This is a genomic window from Curtobacterium flaccumfaciens pv. betae (assembly GCF_026241855.1).
Classification (GTDB): Bacteria; Actinomycetota; Actinomycetes; order Actinomycetales; family Microbacteriaceae; genus Curtobacterium; species Curtobacterium flaccumfaciens.
Genome location: NZ_JAPJDC010000001.1, coordinates 3,002,383 through 3,020,048, shown reverse-complemented (window position 1 = coordinate 3,020,048; position 17,666 = coordinate 3,002,383). Strand labels below are relative to the sequence as shown.

Genomic DNA, 17,666 nt, shown 5'->3' with positions numbered 1-17,666 from the left:
CTGCCGTCGGTCCTCGGCTGCCGGGCCTCGGTCCGCGGCCGTCGGCCAGACGTGGCCGTCGTTCCGCGATCGGTTCCGTCAGGAGGCGAGCTGCTCGTGCCGCCACCAGTCGGCGAGCGAACCGTCGTAGACCTTCACCCGGTCGTGCCCGAGCACCGTCAGGGCGAGGGCGTCGACGCACGCGGCGCTGCCCACCCCGCAGTACGTGACGATCTCGTCGGCACCGATCACCGCGGCGAAGGCCCGCTCGAGTTCGGCACCGCGCAGGTACGCGTTCGTCTCGGGGTCCACCAGGGTGTCCGCCGTGATCGGGGTGCTGCCCGGCACGATCGGCGGGTGGTCGTCGCCGAGGGCGGCCCACGGCGCGGCGAACACCAGGGACGCCGGCTCTTCGCCGGAGACCGCTCGGGTGACACGGTCGTGGTCGGCCCAGAGCGCACGTTCTTCGCCGGCCAGGAACGCGCCGGCATCGGGGTCGGACGGCGCCCTGGGCGTGTGGAGTGCGCCCACGCGGACCGGGCGGCCCTCGTCTCGCCACTTCGTGAAGCCACCGTCGAGCACCGCGACCGAATCGAAGCCGAACGAACGGAAGATCCACCACAGGCGTGCCGACCACTCACCGACGCTGTCGTCGTAGACCACGACAGTTGAGGTGTTCGTCACGCCGAGCTGTGCCGCGGCGACCTCGAAGCGCTCGGCGCCGGGGCGGGTGAACGGGACGTCGGCGTCGGCGGCGGAGAAGTCGTCGATCAGGTCGGCGAAGCGGGCACCGGGCACGTGGCCGCGCTGCTCGTGGGCGTCCCGACCGGGGACCCAGGTGGTGTCGAACCCGGCCCCGACCGTGTGCACCGAGGCGTCGAGCACGACGAGCTCGTCAGCACCGAGGTGGTCTGCGAGCCACTGCGTCGACACGAGTGGTGAGGTCAGGACGGGGGCCATGCCGCACACCATAATCCGCACCCCTGACGTGGGCCAGAGTCGTGGACACACGGCGCAACCGGGGGTGGGGCGGGCTGCGGGCGGGGTGGCGCTGCTGACGCGGAACGACGGTGTCGTCGTCGTACGACATCGACTCCGTCGCATCCGCGCGTGTGCAACTGTCGGCGCGTGCACGGAGCGACTATGTCGTCGTCGTACGACGTCGACGATGTCGTTCGGCGTCGGCACCCCCGCCCACCCCCCACCCCCCCCCGGCATGCACGACGGCCCGCCCCGGCAGAACCGGAACGGGCCGAAGGTGCGGAGCGAACCGCCGGCGTCAGTGCGCCGCGGCGGGGATGCTCCCGGTCGTGGCGGACCCGGCACGTGCGAGCCGCTCGACCCGCACCGACTGCCGGTTGATGAGCAGTCCGCCGGCCAGGGCGACGAGCACGAGCACGCCGGCCGAGATGCCGAACGCCACGTGGTAGCCGTCGAGCGTGGCCTGGGCCTGCTGCAGCTTCGTCGGGGCGGCGGACAGCCCGGACAGGCTGTTCGACACCACGTCGGCGAAGATCGTCGACAGCAGCGCCGTGCCGATCGAGCCACCGATCTGCTGCATGGTGTTCACCGTCGCCGAGGCCACACCGGCGTCGGCCCGGGCGACCCCGGTCGTGGCGGTGTTCATCGCGGACGAGAAGATCGTGCCCATGCCGAGGCCGATCACGATCAGCGCCGGCAGGACGGTGCCCGCGTAGGAGCTGTCCAGGTCGGTGCGGAGCAGCAGGAGGAGCCCGGTCGCGGCGACCAGGCCACCGGCGAAGATGAGCACCTTCGGCCCGACGCGCGGCAGCAGGCGGCCACCGATCTGCGTCGCCGAGATCATGATCGACAGCGGCATCGGCAGGAACGCGAGACCGGTCTGCAGCGAGCTGAAGCCGAGGGTCTGCTCCAGGTAGTAGGTGAGGAACAGGAAGATGCCGAACATGCCGATCGCGACCAGGCCGATCGCGATGAACGAGCCGCCGCGGTCACGGTCGAGCACGACGCGCAGGGGCAGGAGCGGGTGGGCGACGCGGGTCTCGATGAACACGAACGCGGCGATCAGCACGACACCGCCAGCGAGCATGGCGATCGTGACGGGGGAGTCCCAGCCGTTCGTCTCGGCGTTCGAGAAGCCGTAGACGACGCCGACGAGCCCGAGCGTGATGGTGATGACCCCGAGGACGTCGATGCGCGGACGCTCGACCTTCGGCGGCTTCTCCATGAAGACGAGGGCGCCGATCACGCCGAGCACGGCGAAGACGACGTTGACGTAGAGGCACCAGCGCCACGAGGCGTACTCGGTCAGCACGCCGCCGAGCAGCAGGCCGATGGCCGCACCCGAGCCGGCGATGGACCCGAAGATGCCGAACGCGCGACCGCGTTCCTTGGGGTCGCGGAACGTGGTGGTCAGCATGCCGAGCGCGGAGGGGGCGAGCAGCGCGCCGAAGACGCCCTGCAGCGCGCGGGCCGCGACGAGCAGGCCGAACGAGTCGGCCAGGCCACCGAGCACCGAGGCGACGGCGAAGCCGACCAGCCCGATGATGAAGGTGTTCTTGCGGCCGAACAGGTCGCCGAGACGACCGCCGAGCAGCAGCAGCGAGCCGAACGCCAGCGAGTACGCGGTGACGATCCACTGTCGCTGGTCGGTGCCGAAGTCCAGGTCGGCCTGGGCCGAGGGCAGGGCGATGTTCACGATGGTCGCGTCGAGCACGACCATCAGCTGTGCGAGGGCGATGACCGCGAGGGCGATCCAGCGGTGGTTGCTCTTGGCGGGGGTGGTGCCCGGAGTCGTGGGTGCTGTCCCGGTGGGGGTCGGCACGGTGTGTTCTGCCGTCACGGCAGCCTCCTTCGAGAAGGTTGGAGGGTGGGGTGGAGGTGCGCGCCGTCGGGCACTCCCGAGATGTGGTGGTGACGAAAACGGATGCGAGGCATCCGTTTGTGGTCAGTGTAGACCGAAACGGAAGGAGGGCATCCACTTGTTCCCAGAAAGTGCAACTACGGTCGGATCGTGAGCACCACCGACTCCGTGTCCGACCTCGAGCGACCGCTGCGCGCCGACGCTGCGCGCAACCGTGAGCTGATCCTGCAGACGGCGCGCAAGTGCTTCGCGGAGCGCGGGCTCTCCGTCACGTTGAACGACATCGCGCACGAGGCCGGCGTCGGGGTCGGCACCGTCTACCGACGGTTCGCCGACAAGGACTCCCTGATCGAGGCGCTGCTCGCCACCAAGTTCGAGGCCATGAACGACGCCGCAGCGCGCGCCGCCGACGTGTCCGACCCGCGTGAGGCGCTCCGGGTGTACCTGATGGGCGTCTTCGCGTTCCGTGCACGCGACCGAGCCCTCGCCGACGCCATCGTCCGCGCCGGCAAGGCCCGTCCGTCCATCGTGCAGGAGCGCGACCGGCTCGAACGCCAGGTCGCCGCGATCATCGGCCGTGCCGAGACCGCCGGTGTCGTCCGCCCCGGCTTCGACTACCGGGACCTGCCGATGCTCACCGCGATGGTCGGTGCGGTCGCCGACGCCACCCGCGAACACGACCCGGACGCCTGGCGCCGCTACGCGGAACTCCTGATCCAGGGCGTCCTGCCGGGCTCGGACGACACCGCGCCGATGCTCGGCGACCCGCTGGACCGCGAGTCGATCGAGCGCGCGCTGCACGCGCAGTCCTGACCACCGCCGGACTGGAGGCCCGTGGCGGCGTCGCCACGCGCCTCCAGTCCGGCGGTGGTCGCCACCAGAGCGCCCAGCGCGACGGGCGCGGCGAGCCCGGTCAGACCGGCCAGCCCTGCCGGACCGGCTACAGCCAGCTGGGGACCCAGTAGTGCGACCGGACGAAGTCCCACGGCACCTGCATCGCCGTCCACATCGGGTACCAGTAGACCGAGGCCAGCACGACGACGCCCAGGTACACGCCGACCCACAGGATCGCCCGCGACCGGCGTGACCGTTCGTCGCTCCGCCTGCCGAGCACCAACCCGATCGCGGCGGCCAGCGCCATCACCATGTAGGGCTCGAACGCGATCGTGTAGAACTGGAACACCGTCCGGTCGACGTACATCAGCCAGGGCAGGTACCCCGCCGCGACGCCGAGCAGGACGAAGCCGTACTCCCACTTCCGACGCAGGATCCAGAGCACGAGCAGCGCCACCGTGGCGATGACCGAGGCGTACCAGATGAACGGGTTCGCGATGCCGGTGATCGTCTCGCCGCAGCGGTTCGCCCAGCAGCCGTCCTGTCCGGCGTCCGTGCCGACGTAGAACATCGACGTGGGGCGCTGCATCACGAGCCAGAGCAGCGGGTTCGCCTGGTACGAGTGCGGGGTGTGCAGCCCGATGTTGAAGGCGTAGATCTCCGACTGGTAGTGCCACCAGTTCTGCAGGCTGTCCGGCACCCAGGCGAGCAGCCCGGTCCAGCGTTCGCCGCCCGAGGACAGCCAGTTGCGGTCCCATCCGTCCTTCGACACGAACCAGCCGGTCCACGACGCCACGTAGGTCACCGCGGCGATCGGCACGGTCAGCAGGAACGACACCGGTGCCTGCTGCAGCAGCGCGCTCGACGACCAGAACTCGACCCCGGCACGGCGGCGCATCATCATGTCGCTGAGCACGGAGTACACGGCGAAGAACGCCAGGAAGTACACGCCCGACCACTTCGTCGCCGCTGCCAGCCCCAGGGCCAGGCCCATCGCGAACAACCACGGCCGCCACCAGAACACCGGCCCCCACAGGGTGGTCCGCCCGGCGGCGGCGCGGGCGGCGACCCACTCGTCGAGCCGCCGTTGACCCTGCCGTCGGTCGAGCAGCAGCGCCCCGAACCCGAGGATGACGAAGAAGGTCAGGATGCCGTCGAGGAGCGTCACCCGCGACATCACGATCGCCTGGCCGTCGATCGCGAGCAGGAAGCCGGCGAGCGTGCCGATCATCGTCGAACGGAACAGCGACCGGGCGATCACCGCGGTCAGGAACACCGTCGCGATGCCGAGCACGGCCACCGTGAAACGCCAGCCGAACGAGTTGTCCGCCCCGAACAGCAGCATCCCGAGGCCGATGAGGTACTTGCCGAGCGGCGGGTGCGCGATGAACTCCGCGGCGCTCGTGAAGATGTCCGTCTCACCGTGCACGAACCGGTCGTCGGTCGTCGGGGCGGTGTCACCGCTCGGGTTCGCGGGCCAGGTGCCCTCGTACCCGAGGTGCACGATCGACCAGCCGTCCTTGACGTAGTACGTCTCGTCGAACACGAGCGAGTGGGGGGTGCCGAGGTTCACCAGCCGCAGCACGGCGGCGAGGAGCGTCACCGCGAGCGGACCCGTCCACCGCCACACGGCGACCCGCCGCGACGTGGAGAGCACCCGCCCCCACCAGTCGTCCAGGCGCGAGCCGACCGGCCCGTCGGGCACGGCCGTGCGGTCGTCGGTCAGCTCGCTGGTCATCGCTGAGCATCCTACGGATCGACCGTATGTCCCCGCTGCGACGGGGGTGCGGGGACAATGGGTGCGTGATCGTCCTCGCAGCAACGCCCATCGGCAACCTCGGGGACGCCTCGCGCCGTCTCGTCGAGACCCTCTCCAACGCCACGGTCGTCGCGGCGGAGGACACCAGGACCGCCATCCACCTGATGCGCGCCCTGGGCATCGAGAACCGTCCGCGGCTCATCGCCCTGCACGAGCACAACGAACGGGCGAAGGCGTCCGAGGTCGTCGAGCTCGCCCGTGACGAGGACGTCGTCGTCCTCACCGACGCCGGCATGCCCGCGATCAGCGACCCGGGCTTCCCGCTCGTCGAGGCCGCCGCGGCCGCCGGCGTCACCGTCACCGCCCTGCCCGGGCCGTCGGCCGTGCTCATGGCGCTCGCCGTGTCCGGGCTGCCCACCGACCGCTTCACGTTCGAGGGGTTCCCGACCCGCAAGGCCGGGGAGCGCCGCCGGGCGTTCCAGGCGCTGGCGGGGGAGCAGCGGACGATGGTGTTCTTCGAGTCGCCGCACCGGCTGGCCGAGACCCTGGCCGACATGGCCGTCGGGTTCGGGGGCGACCGCCGCGCCGCGGTGTGCCGCGAGCTCACGAAGCTGTACGAAGAGGTCCGTCGCGGGCCGCTGGACGAACTCGTCACGTGGGCGTCCGAGGGTGTGCGGGGCGAGATCTGCATCGTCGTCGCCGGCGCGGCAGAGGCCACGGAAGAAGCCACGCTCGACGACGGCGTGCGGCTGGTGCTCGAGCGGGTGGCCGCCGGCATGCGCATGAAGGAGGCCGCCGCGGCGGTCGCGGACGCGACCGGGCTGTCGAAGCGGGACCTGTACGAAGGGGCGCTCGCGGCGCGCTGAGCGGGGCTCGTCACGTTCGCGTCCGCCGGTCTGGAAACGCGGGGCGGGCCCGTCACGGGCCTCCCGGACCCGGTTCTCCACAGTCCACCGCCGCACGCGTCATCGGGGTTCCGTGCGCCCGTAGGATGGTCCGCATGTCCGCCGGGTCCTCGTTCAGCATCACCACGCCGATCTTCTACGTGAACGACGTGCCCCACATCGGGCACGCCTACACCGAGGTCGCCGCGGACTTCCTCGCGCGCTGGCACCGGCAGCGCGGCGACGACACCTGGCTGCTCACCGGCACCGACGAGCACGGGCAGAAGATCCTGCGCACCGCCTCGGCGAACGACGTCTCGCCCAAGGAATGGGCCGACCGGCTGGTCAACGACGCCTGGAAGCCACTGCTCGACACGGTCGACGTCGCGAACGACGACTTCATCCGCACCACCGACGAACGCCACGAGCGCGGCGTGACGGCGTTCCTGCAGAAGCTCTACGACGACGGCTTCATCTACGCCGGCGAGTTCGAGGGCTTCTACTGCGTGGGCTGCGAGGAGTACAAGCAGCCGAGCGACCTGGTCGCCGGCACCGGTGCGTACGAGGGCCAGCAGGTCTGCGCCATCCACTCGATCCCGGTCGAGGTGCTGGCCGAGCGCAACTACTTCTTCCGCATGTCCGACTTCGAGCAGCGCCTGCTCGACCTGTACGAGTCGAACCCGCTGTTCATCCAGCCCGAGAGCGTCCGCAACGAGATCATCTCGTTCGTCAAGCAGGGACTCCGCGACCTGTCGATCTCGCGTTCCAGCTTCGACTGGGGCATCAAGATCCCGTGGGACAGCGACCACGTGCTGTACGTGTGGTTCGACGCCCTGCTCAACTACGTCACGGCGCTCGGCTACGGCACCGACGACGACGAGGCGTTCCGGCGCCTCTGGCCGAGCGTGCACATCGTCGGCAAGGACATCGCCCGGTTCCACGCCGTCATCTGGCCGGCGATGCTCATGGCCGCCGGGCAGCCGGTGCCGGAGCGCGTCTTCGGCCACGGCTGGCTGCTCGTCGGCGGCGAGAAGATGTCCAAGTCGAAGCTGACCGGCATCGCGCCGTCGGAGATCACCGACACGTTCGGGTCCGACGCCTTCCGCTACTACTTCCTGCGCGCCATCACCTTCGGGCAGGACGGCAACTTCAGCTGGGAAGACATCTCGGCGCGCTACCAGGCCGAGCTCGCGAACGGCTACGGCAACCTGGCGTCACGCCTGGTCGCCATGCTGCAGAAGTACTGCGACGGCGAGGTCCCGGAGCGCGGTGCTCTGACCGAGTCCGACCAGGCGATCGACGCCCTGGCCGTCTCGGTCACCGAGCGTGCCGACGCCGCCATCGCGGCCTTCGCCCCGCACGAGGCGATCGCCATCGTGTGGGAACTCGTCGACGCCCTGAACGGGTACATCACCGAGCAGGCGCCGTGGGCCCTGGCGAAGGACGACGCCAACCGCGAGCGCCTCGGCACGGTCCTGACCATCGCGCTCCGCGGCCTCGGCACCGTCACCGTCCTGCTGTCCCCGGTCATGCCGAAGGCGACCGAGAAGCTCTGGGCCTCGATCGGCGCCGGCGGGTCCGTCGCCGAGCAGCGGGTCGACCGCGCGTTCGAGTGGCAGGCAGCGTCGCACGTGGTGCCGCTCGAGGGCGGGCTCTTCCCCCGGATCGAGCAGGTCTCCGCGTGACCGACGCCGATTCGCACGTCCGGTCCCGCGGGGACGGGGGGTCCGGTGGCTCGAAGCGCGACCTGACGTACCCTCCGCTGCCGCAGGCGCTCGTCGTGCCGGTGTACGACAACCACACCCACATGGAGATCGCCGACGGTGTCGGCGACGGGGGTGACGGTCCGCTCGAGTACCGCGAGCACCTCGACCGTGCTTCGAGCGTCGGCGTGCGCGGTGTCGTGCAGGTCGGCACGGACCTCGCCACCTCGGAGTGGTCCGCGTCGATCGCCGCTCGGGAACCCCGGGTCCTGGCGGCCGTCGCGCTGCACCCGAACGAAGCGCCCGTGCTGCAGGAACAGGGGCTGCTCGACGAGCACCTCGCCGGCATCGAACGGCTCGCCGCGCTGCCGCGGGTCCGGGCGATCGGTGAGACCGGTCTCGACTTCTTCCGCACCGGCGAGGACGGCCGCGACGCCCAGGTCCGTTCGTTCGAGGAGCACATCCGCATCGCGAAGGAACACGACCTCGCGCTGACGATCCACGACCGCGACGCGCACGACGCCGTGGTCGAGGTCCTCGACCGCGTGGGTGCCCCGGAGCGGACCGTCTTCCACTGCTTCTCCGGCGGCCCGGACCTCGCCCGGCTCTGCGCCGAGCGCGGCTGGTACATGTCCTTCGCCGGCACCGTGACGTTCAAGAACGCCGCACTGCTGCGTGAAGCGCTGCTCGTGGCCCCGCGGCACCTGGTCATGATCGAGACGGACGCGCCGTTCCTGACGCCCACCCCGTTCCGTGGCCGTCCGAACGCGCCGTACCTCATCCCGCTCACCCTGCGGTCGATGGCGGAGACGCTCGGCACGGACGCCTCGATGCTCGCGGCCCAGATCGCCTCGAACACCGAGCTCGTCTACGGCGCGTGGGACGCCGAGCCCGTGACGGTGGACGAGTAGTCGTGGGCGCACTGCTCGGCCCGGCGGAGATCCGGGAGCTCGCGGCCGAACTCGACGTCACCCCGACGAAGAAGCTCGGCCAGAACTTCGTGCACGACGCCAACACCGTGCGGCGGATCGTGTCGGTCGCCGGCGTGACCCCGTCGGCACGGGTGCTCGAGATCGGCCCGGGGCTCGGGTCGTTGACGCTCGGGCTCACCGAGACCGGCGCGCCCGTCACCGCGGTCGAGATCGACAAGCGCCTGGCCGCCAAGCTCCCGTCGACGGTGTCGTCGATGCAGCCGGACGCCAGGCTGACGGTCGTGCAGCAGGACGCCATGACCGTCGCCGCCACGGACCTCGACGTCGAGCCGACGCACCTCGTCGCGAACCTGCCCTACAACATCTCCGTGCCCGTGCTGCTGCACCTGCTCGCGACCTTCCCGTCGATCGAGCGGTCGCTCGTGATGGTGCAGGCCGAGGTCGGGTACCGGCTCGCCGCGGGCCCCGGCAGCAAGGTCTACGGGTCGCCGAGCGTCAAGGCCGCCTGGTACGGCTCGTGGAGCACCGCCGGGTTGGTCAGCCGACAGGTCTTCTGGCCGGTGCCGAACGTCGACAGTGTCCTGGTGGCGTTCGACCGGCACGAGCCCCCGGGCGACGAGCTCCTGCGGTCGCGGGTGTTCACGCTGGTGGATGCGGCGTTCCAGCAGCGACGCAAGATGCTGCGGCAGAGCCTGTCCGGGGTGCTCGGCGGCAGTGCGCACGCGTCCGAGGTCCTGACCGCGGCGGGTATCGACCCGACCGCCCGGGGCGAGGCGATCGGTGTGGACGACTTCGTGCGGCTCGGGCGGACGGTCCTGGCGGCTGCGGAGTAGTCCTCCTCGCGCCTGGCTCCAGCGAAATACGGAATGTTTCGTGAAGTCCGTTCGATGCTCCTACGGTTGATCGCATCGACCGAGGGGACACCATGCAGCCGACCGAACCACGCCGACCGATCCGCCGCGGCCCGACCGAGGAACAGCTCACAGCGGGTCGTCGGCGCGCCCTGCTCAGCGCGGATCCTGGTCGGCCGCCGGGGCCGAGGATCTTCACCGACGCCGAGCGGCAAGCGCTGTTCGCTCGGACGCCGCGACCTGAAGGCACGTTCGAAGAACGCCGCGAGCGCCGACGGCGTGCGATCGAGTCGATCGATCCGGACTGCCGAGCCGAACCCATCGCGCGCATCCGCCAGGCACGCTGATCGTGTTCGAGCGACTCAGATCCGGTGAGTTCGACGAGCATCGGGTACTGGAGTTCGACGGATGCACCAGCAGGCCGGATGTCGTGCTCGTCGAGACGAGTTTCATCGAATGCGTGCTGCACCGTGCGGAGCCGCAGCACGTCGGGGCGTCAGCGTTCTGGGATCACCTCGACCTGGCCGACACGCGGATCCTGTACAGCGCGTTCACCGAGTTCGAGCTCTTCGAATCTGCCCGCCACAAGGGACTGCAGGCTGCACGTCGCCATGTGGCCGCATGGCGAGACCTGCTGCGGTCGACGCAACTGCACTGGGTCGGGATCGATGACGTCAGCGATGGAGTCCCAGGGCTGATCGAGGAGTTCGGCCTGACAGCCTCGGGTGCCGTGCACGTCGCCACCGCCATCTCGTCGAAGGTGGACGGTTTCGTGACGGTCGATCCTGCGTTCGGCGTCGTGGACAAGGAGCGTCTCCCGCTGATCATCGACGCGAAGGGTGCGCAGCTGGCGCGTCGCCTGCGGGCCAGCTCCCGACAGTGAGCGGTGCTGGCGGGGTCCTGCAGCCTACGATGACGGCATGACCGAAACGGTTCGCTCGCATGCACAGGGGATGGCGCCGGACCGCGTCCTTGCAGCGACGGGCAAGAAGCCCGACGACTGGCATGCCCTGATCGACCGAGCGGACGGAGCCACCATCGGGCACGCGGCGATCGCGTCCTGGTTGATCGGTCAGGGCGTCGAGCCGTGGTGGGCACAGGGCATCACCATCGGGTACGAACAGGCCCGCGGGCTCCGCATCCCCGGTCAGCGTGCGGACGGCACCTTCGCGGTGTCGGCCTCACGGCAGGTCCCGGGTGAACGAGAGGCCGTGCTCGATCGGATCGTCCCGGTGTTCACGGCGGCACTCGGATCCATGCCGACGTCCGAGCGACGCGGCGGCAGGCGCCCCTCGGCCCGCTGGACCTTCGCCGACCGCGAATCCGTGCTGCTCAACACCGAGGACGGTCCGAAGCCGGACACCGTCCGCATCTCGGTGCAGCGGGAACGGCTCACCGGCCCCGAGCGGATGCCCGACGCGAAGGCCGAACTGCAGCAGCTCCTCGCCGCCCTCTGACGCCGCGACAGGGCAACGTGCCCCTCGCACCGTGCGAGGCGCACCACGCCTGGTGCGAGGTTCCGTGTTCCGTGCGAGCCGAACTGCCTCGCACCGGACACGAAACCTCGCACCGTGCCAACGTGGGCCGTCGCCCGACTCAGTGCTCGCGGGACGCCATCATCTCGAGGATCTGCTGGTGGTTGCCGTTCCGCTCGGCAAAGCGCAGCGGGTGCACGTTCTGCACCAGGATCTCCGGGGCAGCGCCGGACTCGATGAGCGCCATGACCTCGTCGGCGAACGCGTCGAGCGGCATCCCACCGAAGTCGGCGCCACCCATCAGGTCGGTCATGACGGCCGGCGGGGCGAGCTCGAGCACCTCGAGCGAGGACCCGACGAGCTGCTGACGGAGGGCCTGCGTGTAGGCGTGCACACCGGCCTTCGTCGCGCTGTACGTCGGCGACGCGGTGAGCGGGACGAACGCGAGACCGGACGTGACGGTCATCAGGGTGGCCGAGGGCTGGGCGAGCAGGTGCGGCAGGAACGCGTCGATGAGCCGGATCGTGCCGACCAGGTTCGTCTGGACGAGTTCGACGGCGTCGTGGATGTGCCCGGGGTCGCGGAGGTCCTCGTCGCGCATGATCCCCGACATGGTGATGAGGGCATCGAGCGACGGGTAGGCCTCGAGCACCGAGGTGGCAGCGGTCTCGATCGACGACGCGTCGGCGACGTCGATCTGCACGGTGCCGAAGCCGTGCTCGGCGGCGAGGGAGTCGAGGAGGGCCTGGCGACGGCCGCCGATCACGACGGTGCTGCCGGCGGCCTGCAGGCGATGGGCGAGCGCGAGACCGATGCCCGAGGTCGCGCCGGGGATGAAGACGGTGGAGTTCGTGATTTCCATGACCACCACGATGCTCCGTGGACACGGTCGCAACCAGAGCGCGGTCATCGGGGGATCGGCGATCCCTGGCACCCGGGCCGGAAGCGGACGATGATCGACCCATGGACCGTGCCGCGCTCGCCGACTTCCTCCGCCGTCGCCGTGAGTTGCTGCGCCCCGAGGACGTCGGTCTCGGGCAGGGGCCACGACGCCGGACCCCGGGGCTCCGCCGCGAAGAGGTCGCTGCCCTCGCCGGCATGTCCGTCGACTACTACACGCGACTCGAGCAGCAACGCGGACCGCAGCCGTCCGAGCAGATGATCGCGGCGATCGCCCGGGCCCTGCGCTGCAGCCTCGACGAGCGCGACCACCTGTTCCACCTGGCCGGGCAGAACGCCCCGACCCGGATGCACCGCGCCGACCACGTCGATCCGGCGATCCTGCGGGTGCTCGACCGGCTCGAGGACACCCCGGCGATCGTCGTCAGCCACCTGGGCGAGACCCTGGTCGAGAACCGGCTCGCGGCGGCGCTCCTCAGCAGCTCGGTCGACCTGCCCGGCAACCGGCGGTACCAGGCGTGGCGGTGGTTCGTGACGGGTGAGGAGCTCGCGAAGTACGCGCCCGAGCAGCACGAGCGGCTGGGGCGGGTGGTGGTCGCGTCGCTCCGGGCGGCCGTCGGGCTCGCGGGCCCGGGAGATCGCCGGGCGACCGAACTCATCGCCGAGCTGCAGTCGCTCAGCGCCGAGTTCCGCGACCTCTGGGCCAAGCACGAGGTGGCCACGCGCTGGTCGGACAACAAGACGATCGTGCAGCCGGAGCTCGGCCGCATCACCGTGGACTGCCAGGTGCTGCACACCGATGACCAGGCGCAGGCGCTGCTGCTGTTCACGGCGCCCCCAGGATCGGAAGACGCGCAGAAGCTCGAGCTCCTCGGCGTCGTCGGACAGCAGACCTTCGCCGGCTGACGACCTCGCACGGTGCGAGGTCGACCACCGCCGGCACCGAACGGTGCGAGGTTCCGTACGCCGTGCGACGGCGAGCAGGTCGCACCGAGTACGGAACCTCGCACCGAGCGACCAGGACCCCGTGCGACCCGCCCCCACCGAGAAGCAACGCCACGTCACACACTTGGGCGCGTGCGGTATACCGTGCCTAGGGTGGGGGCGTGAGCACTCCGCGCGTGTACGTCATCCACGAGAACCCCGAGTGGTTCCCCCCGCTCGCCGCCGCCTTCGAGGCCGAGGGCGTCCCGGTCGAGGAGATCCTGCTGACCGAGGGGCAGATCGACCTCGCGGCCGAGCCGGCACCCGGCGTCTACTGGAGCCGCATGTCCGCGAGCTCCCACACCCGCGGCCACGAGCACAGCAAGGAGTACACCCGGGCGATCCTCGGCTGGCTCGAGCGAGCCGGCCGCCAGGTCGTCGGCGGCAGCCACGTGCTCGAGCTCGAGGTGTCGAAGGTCGCGCAGCACGGTCTCCTGCAGCAGGCCGGGTTCGACGTGCCGCGCACGACCGCCGTGTTCGGCACGACGACGCTCAAGGACGCCGCCCGCACCTTCACCGACGGGCAGGACGTCCCCTTCATCACGAAGCACAACCAGGGCGGCAAGGGCCTGGGCGTGCGGCGGTTCGACTCGCTCGCCGAGTTCGACGCCTACGTCGACAGCCCCGAGTTCGAGGCCCCGGTCGACGGCATCACCCTGCTGCAGGAGTACCTGACGGCCCGCGAGCCCTTCATCACCCGCGTCGAGTTCGTCGGCGGCGAGTTCGTGTACGCCGTCCGCGTCGACACCAGCGCCGGCAGCTTCGAGCTCTGCCCCGCCGACGCGTGCGAGGTGCCGCAGGTCATCGCCGGCGCCGTCTGCGACGTGCCCGGCACCGAGACCGCCGGTGCGCCCCCGGCGTTCGCCGTCCGGACCGAGATCACCGCCGAGCACCCGCTGGTCCAGCAGCTCCGCACGTTCCTCGCCGACCAGCGCATCACCATCGCGGGCGTCGAGTTCATGGAGACGACGGACGGCCGTACCGTCGTCTACGACATCAACACGAACACGAACTACAACCCCGCGGTCGAGGAGTCCGCGCCGGCCTCCGGCCCGCGCTCCATCGCGAAGTACCTCGGTGGTCTGCTGGAGACGCAGTACGCGGCGCAGCTCACGGCCTGAGAACGCAAGAACCACCGGACTGGAGGCCCGTGGCGGGCCCGCCACGGGCCTCCCGTCCGCCTTTCCCACACCCCCAAGGAACCAACGTGCGATTCGGATACTGGACCCCGCTCTTCGGCGGCTGGCTGCGCAACGTCGACAACGAGAACATGCCGGTCACCTTCGACTACGTGAAGCGCCTGGCGCAGCGCGCCGAGCGGATCGGCTTCGACCTGACGCTCGTGCCGGAGCTCAACCTCAACGACATCAAGGGCACGGCGGCGCCCTCGCTCGAGGCGTGGTCGCTCGCGGCGGCCATCGCGGCGACGACCGAGCGCCTGGAGATCATGGCGGCCATGCGTCCCGGGTACCACCTGCCCGCGGTGACGGCGAAGCAGGCGGCGACGATCGACGACATCTCGTGCGGCCGGTTCACCTTCAACGTCGTGAGCGCCTGGTGGGCGGAAGAGGCGAAGCAGTACGGCGGGATCTTCTCGGAGCACGACGACCGGTACAAGCGCACCGCGGAGTTCGTCGAGGTCATGAAGGGTCTGTGGCGCGAGACCCCGTACTCGTTCTCGGGCGAGTACTACGACATCGAGAACGCGCACCTCGAGCCGAAGCCCCGCGTGACGCCGCGCATCTACGCCGGTGGGGAGAGCGAGGCCGGCAAGGCCGCCATCACCGGGTACGCCGACGCCTACGTCACGCACGGCGGCACGGCCCCGGAGCTCCGCGCGAAGATCGACGAGATGAAGCAGCGCCGCATCGACGCCGGCCTGCCGCCGTTCGAGGCGTTCGGCATGGCCGCGTACGTCATCGTGCGCGAGACCGAGGAAGAGGCGCAGGCCGAGCTCGCCCGGATCACCGACGTGCAGCACGGCAAGGCGTACGAGTCGTACCAGGACTTCATCTCGAAGTCGCAGCTCGAGCACGTGCCCTCGCTCGAGGACTACTCGGTGTCGAACCGCGGACTGCGCCCCGGTTTCGTGGGGACGCCGTCGCAGGTGGCGGACCGCATCCGGGAGTTCGAGGACGCCGGCGTCGACACGCTCCTGCTGCAGTTCTCGCCGCAGCTCGAGGAGATGGACCGGTTCGGCGAGCAGGTCATCCCGCTCGTCCGGCAGTCGGTCGGGGCGCAGTCCTGATGGGGGCCGCGCCGACCAACGCGGAGGACGGCTGGGCGTTCGAGACCCGCCAGATCCGCGCCGGCTTCAAGGCCGACCCTGGCTGGGGCGCGAACGTGCCGCCGATCGCGCAGAGCGCCGCCTACGTCTACCCGTCGGGCGAGGACGCCGCCGCGCGCTTCATGCTCGACGCTCCCGGCCACACCTACACGCGGGTGAACAACCCGTCGGCGGCAGCCCTCGAGCGCCGGATCGCCGACCTCGAGGGCGGGATCGGTGCGCTGGCGCTGGCGTCCGGGCAGGCGGCGACGTCGCTGGCCGTGCTCGGTGTCGCACGCGCCGGTGACCACGTGGTGTCGAGCGCCTCGCTGTACGGCGCGACCTACACGCTGTTCGCCTCGACCCTGCGGGACCTCGGCATCACCTTCACGTTCGTGCAGGACCCGACCGACCTGTCCGAGTGGGCGGCGGCGGCGCGTCCGGAGACGAAGGCGTTCTTCGGCGAGTCCATCCCGAACCCCCGCGGGGACGTCCTGGACTTCGCCGGGGTGGCCGGGGTCGCGCACGAGGCCGGTGTGCCGCTCATCGTCGACAACACCATCGCGACGCCGTACCTGGTCCGCCCGATCGAGCACGGCGCCGACATCGTCGTGCACTCGGCGACGAAGTACCTGGCCGGACACGGCAGCGCCATCGCCGGGCTCATCGTCGACAGCGGGAACTTCGACTGGGCGGCCCACGCCGGCGCCTACCCGCAGCTGGCCACGACCGAGCAGTCCGGGTTCGCGAACACGAACTTCGCCGAGAAGTTCGGGCGACGGGCGTTCATCCAGCGCACCCGCTCGAAGCTGTCCGCCGACCTCGGGCCCGCGATCGCACCGTTCAACGCGTTCCTGGTGCTCCAGGGCATCCAGACGCTGTCGCTCCGCATGGACCGGCACGTGTCGAACGCCGCCACCGTGGCGAGCTGGCTCGACGCCCACGACCAGGTCGAGCACGTGCACTACGCCGGCCTGCCGGACTCGCCGTGGCACCACCTGCAGCAGCGCTACGTGCCGAAGGGGCCGTCGGCCGTGCTGTCGTTCGACCTGGCCGGCGGGGTCGCCGCGGGCCGACGGTTCGTGGCGGCGCTCGAGCTGTTCGACCACGTCTCGAACCTCGGTGACGTCCGATCGCTCGTCGTGCACCCGGCATCGACCACCCACGTGCAGATGACCTCCGCTGAGCGGGCAGCCGCCGGGGTGGGGGACGGACTCATCCGCCTGTCGATCGGCCTCGAGCACATCGACGACATCACCGCGGACCTGGCGCGGGGGTTCACGGCAGCCGCAGCGGGATAGGTTGGGCGCATGACCACGTTGGCCGCACCGACCCGCGTGCGGACGCGCGCCCCCGGCAAGATCAACGTGTTCCTGTCCGTCGGGGCGCTGCAGGACGACGGCTACCACGACGTCGCCACGGCGTACCAGGCGGTGTCCCTGTACGAGGACGTCACCGCCGAGGCCGCCGACGACTTCTCGGTCACCTTCACGGGGCCGATCGACACGAGCACCGTGCCGGTCGACGAGTCGAACCTCGCCATCCGTGCGGCCCGGCTCGTGGCCGACGCAGCCGGACACCGCGGTGGGGTGCGGCTGACCATCGACAAGCAGGTGCCCGTCGCCGGCGGCATGGGCGGTGGCTCCGCGGACGCCGCGGCGACCCTGCTCGCCGTCGACACGCTCTGGGGCACCGCGCTCGGTCGCGAGGAGCTGCTCCGGCTCGCCGCGCAGCTCGGCGCCGACGTGCCGTTCGCCTTCGCCGGCGGCACCGCCGTGGGCACCGGCCGCGGTGACGAGCTGAGCCCCGCGCTGGCCAAGGGTGAGTTCCACTGGGTCCTCGCCCTGAGCGACGACGGGCTGAGCACCCCCGCCGTCTACCGTGCGCTCGACGAGCACCGCGAGCGCTACCGAGCCGACATCTCCCCGGCGCCGTCGCACCCCGTGGTCGAGGCCAACGTGCTGCAGGCGCTGCGCGCGGGTGACCCCGACCTGCTCGCCGACTGCGTCCACAACGACCTGCAGGCACCGGCCATGCGGCTGCAGCCCCGGCTCGCGGCGACGCTGGAGCTCGGTGAGAAGTCCGGTGCCCTGGCCGGCCTGGTGTCCGGCAGCGGCCCGACCGTGGCGTTCCTGGTGGGCGACCGTGATGCCGCGCTCGAACTGCAGGTCGAACTCAGCGCCGCCGGCCTCGTCGCACTCCGGGCCACCGGTCCGGTGCACGGCGCACGCGTGGTGCACTGACCCGACGCCCCGGC

The 17,666-nt window shown here is 70.8% G+C and carries 16 protein-coding genes; 12 read left to right on the top strand and 4 right to left on the bottom strand.

Translation table 11 applies throughout. The features are described 5' to 3' along the window. Positions 1-78 precede the first annotated feature (78 nt). On the bottom strand, positions 79-939 hold the full coding sequence (locus ORG17_RS14165; RefSeq protein WP_214527413.1) for a sulfurtransferase: 861 nt from the start codon (positions 937-939) through the stop codon (positions 79-81). Between the two features lie 319 nt (positions 940-1,258). Next, entirely contained in the window at positions 1,259-2,800 is a 1,542-nt protein-coding gene (locus ORG17_RS14160; RefSeq protein ID WP_138801794.1) for an MFS transporter, read from the bottom strand. A 171-nt stretch (positions 2,801-2,971) separates the two neighbouring features. On the opposite strand from ORG17_RS14160, the gene ORG17_RS14155 reads away from it, so the two are divergent. Then, entirely contained in the window at positions 2,972-3,634 is a 663-nt protein-coding gene (locus tag ORG17_RS14155) for a TetR/AcrR family transcriptional regulator (protein ID WP_139179097.1), read from the top strand. Between the two features lie 127 nt (positions 3,635-3,761). On the opposite strand, the gene ORG17_RS14150 is transcribed toward ORG17_RS14155, so the two are convergent. Beyond that, positions 3,762-5,393 (bottom strand): dolichyl-phosphate-mannose--protein mannosyltransferase, encoded by a 1,632-nt coding sequence (locus tag ORG17_RS14150; protein WP_214526738.1) that lies wholly within the window; start codon positions 5,391-5,393, stop codon positions 3,762-3,764. Between the two features lie 65 nt (positions 5,394-5,458). On the opposite strand from ORG17_RS14150, the gene rsmI reads away from it, so the two are divergent. The 6 genes from rsmI (at position 5,459) to ORG17_RS14120 (ending at position 11,241) form a co-directional block, all read left to right on the top strand. Next, complete coding sequence (gene rsmI, locus ORG17_RS14145; RefSeq protein ID WP_027466054.1) at positions 5,459-6,280, top strand: 16S rRNA (cytidine(1402)-2'-O)-methyltransferase; 822 nt, start codon at positions 5,459-5,461, stop codon at positions 6,278-6,280. Positions 6,281-6,414: 134 nt separating this feature from the next. Further along, the gene (metG, locus tag ORG17_RS14140) at positions 6,415-7,983 is read left to right on the top strand and encodes a methionine--tRNA ligase (protein ID WP_214526739.1); all 1,569 of its coding nucleotides are present in this window, start codon (positions 6,415-6,417) and stop codon (positions 7,981-7,983) included. Further along, positions 7,980-8,912, top strand: coding sequence for a TatD family hydrolase (locus tag ORG17_RS14135; RefSeq protein ID WP_214526740.1), 933 nt, complete (start codon positions 7,980-7,982; stop codon positions 8,910-8,912). Before metG ends, ORG17_RS14135 begins: the two co-directional genes overlap by 4 nt. A gap of 2 nt (positions 8,913-8,914) precedes the next feature. After that, a complete protein-coding gene (gene rsmA, locus ORG17_RS14130) occupies positions 8,915-9,766 on the top strand; it encodes a 16S rRNA (adenine(1518)-N(6)/adenine(1519)-N(6))-dimethyltransferase RsmA (RefSeq protein ID WP_111087865.1) in 852 nt (283 codons plus the stop codon). A 367-nt stretch (positions 9,767-10,133) separates the two neighbouring features. Further along, the gene (locus tag ORG17_RS14125; protein ID WP_155896858.1) at positions 10,134-10,667 is read left to right on the top strand and encodes a type II toxin-antitoxin system VapC family toxin; all 534 of its coding nucleotides are present in this window, start codon (positions 10,134-10,136) and stop codon (positions 10,665-10,667) included. 37 nt (positions 10,668-10,704) lie between these two features. After that, the gene (locus ORG17_RS14120) at positions 10,705-11,241 is read left to right on the top strand and encodes a DUF4287 domain-containing protein (RefSeq protein WP_214526741.1); all 537 of its coding nucleotides are present in this window, start codon (positions 10,705-10,707) and stop codon (positions 11,239-11,241) included. Between the two features lie 139 nt (positions 11,242-11,380). On the opposite strand, the gene ORG17_RS14115 is transcribed toward ORG17_RS14120, so the two are convergent. Continuing rightward, the gene (locus ORG17_RS14115; RefSeq protein WP_214526742.1) at positions 11,381-12,121 is read right to left on the bottom strand and encodes an SDR family oxidoreductase; all 741 of its coding nucleotides are present in this window, start codon (positions 12,119-12,121) and stop codon (positions 11,381-11,383) included. 101 nt (positions 12,122-12,222) lie between these two features. Here ORG17_RS14115 and ORG17_RS14110 point away from each other — a divergent pair, with 101 nt between their 5' ends. From ORG17_RS14110 to ORG17_RS14090, 5 genes are all read left to right on the top strand, one after another. Continuing rightward, on the top strand, positions 12,223-13,065 hold the full coding sequence (locus tag ORG17_RS14110; protein ID WP_214526743.1) for a helix-turn-helix transcriptional regulator: 843 nt from the start codon (positions 12,223-12,225) through the stop codon (positions 13,063-13,065). Positions 13,066-13,265: 200 nt separating this feature from the next. Then, positions 13,266-14,264, top strand: coding sequence for an ATP-grasp domain-containing protein (locus tag ORG17_RS14105; protein WP_027466062.1), 999 nt, complete (start codon positions 13,266-13,268; stop codon positions 14,262-14,264). An 86-nt stretch (positions 14,265-14,350) separates the two neighbouring features. Beyond that, positions 14,351-15,391, top strand: coding sequence for an LLM class flavin-dependent oxidoreductase (locus tag ORG17_RS14100; RefSeq protein ID WP_111058280.1), 1,041 nt, complete (start codon positions 14,351-14,353; stop codon positions 15,389-15,391). Beyond that, entirely contained in the window at positions 15,391-16,710 is a 1,320-nt protein-coding gene (locus ORG17_RS14095) for an O-acetylhomoserine aminocarboxypropyltransferase/cysteine synthase family protein (protein WP_214526744.1), read from the top strand. The genes ORG17_RS14100 and ORG17_RS14095 overlap by 1 nt, the downstream gene beginning before the upstream one ends. Positions 16,711-16,719: 9 nt before the next feature. Further along, positions 16,720-17,652, top strand: a complete 933-nt coding sequence (locus ORG17_RS14090; RefSeq protein WP_027466065.1) for a 4-(cytidine 5'-diphospho)-2-C-methyl-D-erythritol kinase — start codon at positions 16,720-16,722, stop codon at positions 17,650-17,652. Positions 17,653-17,666: the final 14 nt, after the last annotated feature.

Coding starts and splice junctions, on each gene's coding strand:
- ORG17_RS14165 (WP_214527413.1), bottom strand. CDS start 939: ATGGCCCCCGTCCTGACCTCACCACTCGTGTCGACGCAGTGGCTCGCA.
- ORG17_RS14150 (WP_214526738.1), bottom strand. CDS start 5,393: ATGACCAGCGAGCTGACCGACGACCGCACGGCCGTGCCCGACGGGCCG.
- metG (WP_214526739.1), top strand. CDS start 6,415: ATGTCCGCCGGGTCCTCGTTCAGCATCACCACGCCGATCTTCTACGTG.
- ORG17_RS14120 (WP_214526741.1), top strand. CDS start 10,705: ATGACCGAAACGGTTCGCTCGCATGCACAGGGGATGGCGCCGGACCGC.
- ORG17_RS14115 (WP_214526742.1), bottom strand. CDS start 12,121: ATGGAAATCACGAACTCCACCGTCTTCATCCCCGGCGCGACCTCGGGC.
- ORG17_RS14110 (WP_214526743.1), top strand. CDS start 12,223: ATGGACCGTGCCGCGCTCGCCGACTTCCTCCGCCGTCGCCGTGAGTTG.
- ORG17_RS14095 (WP_214526744.1), top strand. CDS start 15,391: ATGGGGGCCGCGCCGACCAACGCGGAGGACGGCTGGGCGTTCGAGACC.
- ORG17_RS14090 (WP_027466065.1), top strand. CDS start 16,720: ATGACCACGTTGGCCGCACCGACCCGCGTGCGGACGCGCGCCCCCGGC.